The 7,332-nt window shown below is 64.4% G+C and carries 6 protein-coding genes; 2 read left to right on the top strand and 4 right to left on the bottom strand.

Annotation, left to right across the window (positions count from 1 at the left end):
• Positions 1-208: 208 nt before the first annotated feature.
• Positions 209-1,336 carry a DNA repair exonuclease gene (locus tag F8M74_RS15350; protein WP_141253205.1) on the bottom strand — a complete coding sequence of 376 codons (1,128 nt, stop codon included), beginning with the start codon at positions 1,334-1,336 and terminating at the stop codon, positions 209-211.
• 351 nt (positions 1,337-1,687) lie between these two features.
• Here F8M74_RS15350 and F8M74_RS15345 point away from each other — a divergent pair, with 351 nt between their 5' ends.
• Entirely contained in the window at positions 1,688-2,785 is a 1,098-nt protein-coding gene (locus F8M74_RS15345; protein ID WP_141253204.1) for a LuxR C-terminal-related transcriptional regulator, read from the top strand.
• Between the two features lie 60 nt (positions 2,786-2,845).
• On the opposite strand, the gene F8M74_RS15340 is transcribed toward F8M74_RS15345, so the two are convergent.
• From F8M74_RS15340 to F8M74_RS15330, 3 genes are all read right to left on the bottom strand, one after another.
• Positions 2,846-3,265, bottom strand: a complete 420-nt coding sequence (locus tag F8M74_RS15340; protein WP_141253203.1) for a GNAT family N-acetyltransferase — start codon at positions 3,263-3,265, stop codon at positions 2,846-2,848.
• Positions 3,266-3,373: 108 nt separating this feature from the next.
• Positions 3,374-5,065 (bottom strand): sulfatase-like hydrolase/transferase, encoded by a 1,692-nt coding sequence (locus F8M74_RS15335; RefSeq protein ID WP_141253202.1) that lies wholly within the window; start codon positions 5,063-5,065, stop codon positions 3,374-3,376.
• A 74-nt stretch (positions 5,066-5,139) separates the two neighbouring features.
• Positions 5,140-6,339 (bottom strand): extracellular solute-binding protein, encoded by a 1,200-nt coding sequence (locus tag F8M74_RS15330; protein WP_141253201.1) that lies wholly within the window; start codon positions 6,337-6,339, stop codon positions 5,140-5,142.
• Positions 6,340-6,826: 487 nt separating this feature from the next.
• On the opposite strand from F8M74_RS15330, the gene F8M74_RS15325 reads away from it, so the two are divergent.
• Positions 6,827-7,252, top strand: coding sequence for a hypothetical protein (locus tag F8M74_RS15325; protein WP_141253200.1), 426 nt, complete (start codon positions 6,827-6,829; stop codon positions 7,250-7,252).
• Positions 7,253-7,332 lie beyond the last annotated feature (80 nt).

The raw sequence follows: 7,332 nt of genomic DNA, 5'->3' as shown, positions 1-7,332 counted from the left end.
CGCGGATGGCCGTCTTCCGCTTCATCGAGGGCTGGTACAATCCGCTCCGGCGCCACTCCGCGCTCGACTACGAGTCACCCGCTGGTTACGAGAAGAAGCACCGCGCTGCCGCTTGAGGGCGAAAGCGCGGAACGCTCTGCGGTACCGGGGCAACTTCACACCGGGCTCCGGAAGCAGCGAAAGTGCTGGACGCAAAGCCTGCGCAAAATCATTTCCACACCTCCATCACCAGCTCTGACAGCAACTGTCTGGCCGCGGTCCTGACGGGCTCCGGCGTGGCACCTGGTCCAACTGCGGCTGGTTTGTTCAGTCCATCCAGCAACGAGGAGACCAGACTGCTCGAACCTGCGATGTCCGCGAGGCGCCCCTCTGCCTTCGCGCGTGGTACGTCCTCGCGCTCGATGCAGACATGAAGGAGCCCTCCCCCCTGAAGCTCCTCACGGAACGCCTCCAACCCTGATGAGGCGTCCTCGGAAGAAAACCCCGTGGTGTGAATGCGCAGCAGCGCCCTTTCGGGGCGCGCCAGCTGCGCCACGAGCTCCCGAGCCCGAGCCACCTCCGGCTCGTGGCCCTGACTCAGGTCCAGCTCTACCGTCCTCCAGGTCAGCGCCCCTGTTGCAATCGGCTCCAGCCGGGGCACGGCGCCCCGCGACGAGAGTTCCACCAGCAGCGCCTGCCCCGAGCCCACCTCACCGAACTTCGTCGTCTCGTGGGCTCCCGAGTAGGCCGTACGACCGTCATGGACGTACTGCCCATGCCAGTGACCCAAGGCCAGGTAGTCGAGGCCAGCGCGGACCGCCGCGTCCAGTGCGATGGGGAAGTCGTCCGCGGCGTGCTTGCCTTCGATGCGCAGGGAGCCATGCGCCACGCCGATGCGAATCGCGTCCAGGCCGGACGCCATCTCCCAGCCGGCGGTGGGATCCTTCATGCCCTTTTTCTGGCGGAGTGGCGCGGGGAGCAACACGGCATCGGTGTGCGGGATGGGCACCGCCGCATTCCCATCCAGCACGGTGATGTGATCCGGGCGCTGATTCCAGGAGGCCCGGCGGAAGACGGCATCCGGCGTCAGCGCATCGTGGTTGCCGGGCAGGACGTACACGGGCGCGAGAGAGCCCGCGAGCACCTTGATGACCGCATGGACGACACGGTCCTCGACGACATTGTGCTCGAAGATGTCACCCGCCAGGACGACGGCATCCACCTTCGACCGGTTGGCCGCGCTGATGACGTTGCTCGCGGCCTCCAGTCTCGCCTTCCGCACGTCCTCCGCGACATGAGCCACATGACGGGCTCGGAGCCCCATCTGCCAATCCGCTGAATGAAGAATTCTGACCATTCAAAGCACGGTACAGATGCGGCGCGGAGCCGCACATACCTCCAGGGTGGTAGTCATTGTGACTGGCTTCATGGGAGCGCCCCGCCGATGGAGCTCTGCGTGGATGCCCGCCTGCAGCCTCAGCACCGCCTCGAAGTGACGCCTCCGCGCGAGTACCCCGAGATGCTGCGCCTCTTCGTCGAGACGGCGAATGAGTTGGCCCTGCGCACCTTCGACTAGCGACAGGCCAGCACTGGCGCAAGGGGGTGGCATCTACCTCCCAGGAGGTAGGGACAGCGTTCAGGCATGGACCTATTCATGACCTGAACACCTGCGCTCAAAAGCCAGAACGTCCCAAGGACGGGGGGATGAATGGACGCGTCATTCCGCTTCAGCTCGCGTGAGTACCAACTCATGAGCAAGATCGCCGTGGCCCTCAATGAGTCGCTGATCCTGCCGGACATGCTGGGTCGGGCCCGAAGCCTTCTGACCCAGCTCATCCCCGCCGACTACACGGGCCTGTGCATCGTCACACCAGGACAGCCAGTGGCGTATGAGTGGATCGATGAGGCAGGCGCCCCCAACGCCCTGCTGGCCCAGTATGCCGAGTTGCAGCCCGATGACTTCGTGCTCAAGTCCGTCGTGCGCAAACGCGACACGGTCCTCCGGGACTCGGAGATGCTGCCGCGTAAGAAGCTGGAGACGAGCCCTCTCTACCTGCGCAGCTGTGAGCTGGGTCTGAAACTGGAGCAGGTCATGGCCACGCTCATGACGGTCCCTGACGGCGTGTTCGGCGGCTTCACCATGTACCGGGACAAGCGACGCCCCTTCTCTCGGAAGGCTCGCGCGGCCTTGCAGTTCCTGTCCCCCAGCTTCGTTACCGCGATTCGCAACAGCCGCCGCATCGCCAGCGCCTTGACGGGCGATCGCCTCCTGGAAGCATTGAGTCGACGACAGAACTTCGAGTTCCTTGTTGTGGCGCCTCCCACCTTCGAGACGCTTCGCTCCGAGCGCGCCACCACGATGGTGGAGAAGTGGTTCTCCAAGTCTGAGAGAACCCGCGCAGGCACACCCCAGCCGCTGCTCGACCACCTCAGGGGGCTGCTCCAGATGGACGTCCTCGCACGGCCCCGCAACGACACGTTTGAACGAACCCGTGGCGATGAGTCGTTGCTGGTGACGTACATTGACCTGTCCGCCCATGGAAGCCCAGGGCACTGGGCGCTCCTCCTGTACGAGTTCCCCGAATCGATTCCGCTGCCAATCAATCTGGCCGTACACCTGACGCCGGGGCAGATACGGGTTGCGCAGGCAGTGCTCCGGAACTGGGAGAACGAGCGGATCGCCAGTGAACTCAAGATCTCCCGACACACAGTGCGAACGCACATCCGGGACATGCATGACCGCTTGGGGTGTAGTGAGCGAGCCGACTTCATGTACCAGGTCACGCGGTTCCTGAGGCCTATCTGAAGCTCGCTGCACGGCCATCCTCCCACGCGAAGTGCCCGCTGATGAGGAAGGATGGTCCGGTCAAGGGGAGATGTCTCTACCTCTCGAGAGGTACGTGCTCTCCCCGGGTATCAGCGCCTCGGAGTGCCGCCACTGCCGGAGCACGCAGAAGCGCGCTGCTTCCGCCACCACCTGTCCCGGTTCAACCAGGCCAGTCAGGTCCAAGCGCTGCTCCATCTCGACGCCCAGCACGCCGCCGGTCGAAGATGCCACCTCGGGATTCGGCAGCAATATCCGCACGGTCGCCACGGGCTCGTGCTCCACGTAAACGACCAGGTGGACGGTGCTCGACAACGTGTCGAAGCCATTCACCTCCCGCTGTGTCGGGAGCCCCCGTCTGGCCATCAGCCGCAGCTCACCTCCGAACACAACCCAACGGACGCGAAGCGCGTCATCCAGCTCTTGCTGGGTCGCGACAACACGGCAGGTCATGGACGGCATGGGGACCCCTTCGGCGTGGCGCAGGTCCGGCGTCACGCCATCCTGTCCACCTCATTCGCCGCCCATGACCCAAGTGCGCTGCTGCCCGCACCGTTGAACGGCGTGACCTCAGTCCCGCAGCGGGCCCTTTGTCGCCGCGTTCCGGTTCAGGCTCTGGGGCAGCAGCCGCTTCTTCGCTCGCTGCTCCTTCAGGACCTTGTCGAGCGCGTCACGGATGTCTTGCGACAAGGGCTGCGCCGCCACCGCGCTGCACCGGTTCCGGGTCTCCAGCGGGTCCTCCGTGAGGTCGTAGCACTCGTACTCACGAGGAATGAACCGCGCCGTGGCGACCTCGTCCGTGTTCCCCGCCGCGCCCGCGAAGAAGCGCGGGTTGTCCGAATAGCAGCTGTACTTCCAAAGCGTGTCTCCCGTGAGTTCGGGAAGGTGGGTAATCACCGTCTCGATGTGCTTGGGCTGGATGACGCCCGCGAACTCCTGGCCGGTGAGGTTGTTGGTCATCTGGAGCCCAGACTCGACGTTGTCGTCGGTCATGAAATAGATGGGCTCATGCCGCTCGGCCTCCCGGCCCAGGACCAGACCGGACAGGTCCCTGCCCACCAGCGGCTGCGCCTCCGAGTGGTCCCGTGCCAGCTCTCGCCGGGCCGCATCCGCGTCGATTCCGGCGAGCCCCAGCAGCGTCGGCACCAGGTCCACGTGCGACGTCACCACCTCCGTCCTCCGGGGCTCCGGAAACAGCCCTGGATTGGAGATGACGCACGGCACGTGCAGCGTCTCCTGATAGGCGTTGTACCACTTCTGCATCATGCCGCCGTGAGCCCCGAGCATCTCACCATGGTCGGACGTGAGGACGACGATGGTGTTCTCGAAGAAGGAGGTCTTCTTGAGATGTTCGTAGACCCGCTGGATGTGTTTACTCACCTCCGCCATGAGGAAGTAATAGAGCTGCCGGTACGACGCGGTGTCGCGCTGCGGCAGGTACATGCGCGGATACGTGTAGACGTAGTCCTTCTGACAGCGCGGCTTGCTTTCGAGTGACTCGCCTGCCGTCGGCGAAGGGGCCACGTCCGGCAGCTTCCCCGCTTGCTGAAGGTCGCTGAACTCGGTGAACCAGGGCAGGCCCGAGAAGACGATGTCGTGCGGATTGACGAAGGAACTCACGACGAGCCACGGCGCCGCATCACCCTTCGCGGCCTGATGCTCCAGCTCACTCAGCAGCCGGCAGACCTGGTCGGCGAAGCCTGGGTCGCGGACCGAGGCATCGTTCGCTTGCGACGAGCCATGTGGCTCGGGGCCAATCCAACCTGAGAAGCCGAACTTCTCCAGACGCCCAGCCTGCTCGTACAGGGCGATGCGTTCGGGGTAGGCGTCGCCGCTCACGTCATTGCTCATGAGGGCCGTCTGCGTTCCCGGCACCAGGATGTCCTCGTCGGAGATGTGCCACTTGCCCCGGTAGTGCGTCTGATAGCCGCCCTTCCGGAAGTACTCCCCCAACGTGGGAACGGTGTTGGGCGCCAGCCAGTACATGTCCGGGTCGAACGAGGACTTCCCAATGCCAGGAGTCTGGCTCACGCCGTGAAGCGACGGATATTGCCCCGTGTAGAGCGTGGTGCGGCTGGGCGCGCACGCCGTGGAGGCCGTGTGGTGCCGGAGGAACTCGATGCCATGCTTGCGGAGCTCCTGGCCAACCCGGTCATTCTCGATACGAAACCGACGGGCCTCTTCGTTCTCATACGGAGGCGGAAATCGCTCCTCGTCCGTGGTGATGATGAGGAAGTTGGGGCGCTTGCCAGCAACCGTCATGTCACGACCTCCTGATGGGGAACGCAAACTGTAACGCAGAAGGCCGTGACGCATGACGACACCCGCACGTCTTTCTACTGCAGCGCGTCCATCAGCGCCGACTGGAGCGTCTTCCGGTTCTGCGGGAAGCCCTGATTGGGATAGGGCCGGGCCCCGCTCAGGAACTGCACATACTTCTGATACATCGGGTCAGAACGCGCGGGCTCCTGCTGATAGAAAGCCTGGGTGGCCTGCAACAGATAACGCGGCGTCGTGCCCTGCGGCGCGTCCCCGCTGAAGGCAATGAGGCTGCGCACCGCCGGGTCCTTCATGAAGTCGGTGAAGGCGCGGGCGTCCTCGGCACACATCCCCGTGCACTGCGCGTTGACCACCAGCGCATCCACGAACACCGAGGGCGCGGAGCCCGTGCCCAGCGGAACGGAGATGACTTCTGGAAGCGCCATGTCCGGGTTGGCCTTCCGGACAAAGAACAGGCGCTCCGTGTAGCCCATGAAGCCGTTGGCCTGCCCCAAGGCGAACGCCTCTTCCGCCAGGGCACTATCCGCGTAGGTGCCGTCGAGGCATGGGTTGACGCCTGCCTCCAGCTCACAGCTCTTCACCACGTCCTCGAACGAATCCAGTGCCGACGCGTCCAGCGGCAGCGACAGCGCCTGGGACAACACGCCCGTGGGATTCGTGTCGGCCCACGCGTCCAAGTAGGACGAGGGCAGCGTCCAGCTCCCGCTGTAGTTGGCCGCCAACGGGCGCATCCCCGGTGCCACATCCGTGAGGATCTGGACCAGGGAATCGCCATCCGTGGCCGACGACAGGTGGGGGCTGTTCGAGTAGACGACGTAGCTGCACAAGTAGGTCGGCACCCCGTAGCTCTGGCCAGCGATAGAGACGGCTTCTTCCGCCGCCGGATGCGCGGCCCCCGCCTCCAGGGCGACGGGCTGCACCCAGCCCTTCGACACGAGGTCACCCATTATCAACGTGTCGATCTCCACCACCTGCGCGGCCCCTGCTCCCTGACCGAGGAGTTGGTTCAGGGTGCCTCCTTCATCCAGGTCATAGAGGTCCAGGTTCGCGTCGAACACGATGTCCACGTCGATGCCCGAATGCTCCCGCTCGAAATCCGCCTCCAGCCGCTGCTTGAGGCTGGCGAAGCCATCCCCCGCCGAGTCCGGAATGTAGGGGAAGAGAACGACCTTCAACGGCCGCGGGGCCTCGGGTTCGGGGTCCGAGCAGGCGCCCAGGGACAGGGCGAGGACACAGGGCAAGGCTCTCCATTGCATGGTGTGGCTCCAGTGGATTGAGGGAGCCGCCCCGCGCAACCGCGGGAGCGGTATCGAGGGTCAGCCTACCACGCCACACTGCCCATCACTCCTCACACGCTCCGGCCTGTGTCTGGCCTTGACCCGACGCGGCGGGCCCACCTTCGGAAACCAGACAAAATCAACACTCCACCACTGTCCCTCAATCGACATACCAAGCCACAACCACAAACCACTCTCACACCCCAGCCGCTCAATGCCATATACAGACAACGCCATCCAACAGCACCAGAGATGCCCCGAGCCCCGGGTGGCCACATCCACTCACGCGCTGAGTGACCGACAGGACTTCACGACCGAGAGGGGTTCGGACTCCCAATCGCGAACGCACCACCACACAACGAGGAACGCAGACATGATCGGAACCCTCTCCAAAGTCGTGGGATTGGCGTCATTGCTCCTTGCGGCCAGTAGCGCAGACGCAGCCATTCAAAAGAAGCTCATCCACATGACCGTCTACAGCGAGACCGGCGAGAGCGCCGCGTTCCGCGCCATCGATGGACAGCCCGTCAGCGCCACCAACGAAACGCTGAAGCTGTCCTACCGCATCGTGCCAGAGGTCATCGCTCCCGACACCGTTCGCTACACCATCTACAATGGCTATGACCTCGAGTCGGCCGCTCCCATCGAGGTCATCGAGGCCCGTGCGGACGGAAAGATCCACCAGGGGCTCCGCGCCGCCTTCAAAGTCTCCGTAACGAGCGTGGAAGACCGAGCGATGGACATCAACCCGCTGGAAGCCCCGTCTGACAATGACAAGGCCCTCGGGTGCTGTGTCACCTGCGGCGGCTGGAGCTACTGCTGTACGCCCGCCGCGGGCTACTGCTGCACCGTCTCCACGGCGTGCGGCCTCGGCTGCCGTGTCTGTAATTGAGCCGACCCATCGAACCTGAACCTTGAACAGACCATCCGCGTGAGGTCTCTCCTCTCGCGCGGATGGCCATTTCATTCAAG

Origin of the sequence: Myxococcus sp. CA023, assembly GCF_010998615.1 — a bacterium.
GTDB lineage: Bacteria > Myxococcota > Myxococcia > Myxococcales > Myxococcaceae > Myxococcus.
This window is presented reverse-complemented; position numbering and strand designations above follow the sequence as displayed.